1 protein-coding gene is annotated in these 403 nt (G+C 71.2%); it reads left to right on the top strand.

What is annotated here, in order from left to right; all coding sequences use genetic code 11:
- Window positions 1–332, top strand: a 332-nt coding sequence (locus KDK95_RS39095; protein WP_212522676.1) for a DUF815 domain-containing protein, incomplete at its 5' end; no start/stop codon positions are given.
- Window positions 333–403 lie beyond the last annotated feature (71 nt).

Genomic DNA, 403 nt, shown 5'->3' with positions numbered 1-403 from the left:
CCACCAGCAACCGCCGGCACCTGCTGCCCGAGTACATGAAGGAAAACCTCAGCTACACGCACACGGCGGACGGCGAGGTGCATCCGGGCGAGGTGGTGGAAGAAAAGATCTCCCTGTCCGAGCGCTTCGGCCTCTGGGTGAGCTTCTATCCCTTCAGCCAGGAGGAATACCTCGCGATCGTGGCGCAGTGGCTCTCCGCGCTGGGCGTGCCTGCCGCGGCCATCGAGGCCGCACGTCCGGCCGCCCTCGTGTGGGCGCTGGAGCGCGGCTCGCGCAGCGGGCGCGTGGCCTACCAGTTCGCCCGCGACCATGCGGGGCGCACCCATGGCTGAGCCGCAGGTCGCCGCCGCCGCGCCGGCATCCCCGCAGCGCGCCCACACCGAGGTGGCGGTGGGCATCCTGT

This window comes from Actinospica acidithermotolerans, assembly GCF_018139625.1.
Lineage (GTDB): Bacteria > Actinomycetota > Actinomycetes > Streptomycetales > Catenulisporaceae > Actinospica > Actinospica acidithermotolerans.
Note: the sequence above shows the minus strand (reverse complement) of the source record. Positions and strands in the feature narration are given on the sequence as shown.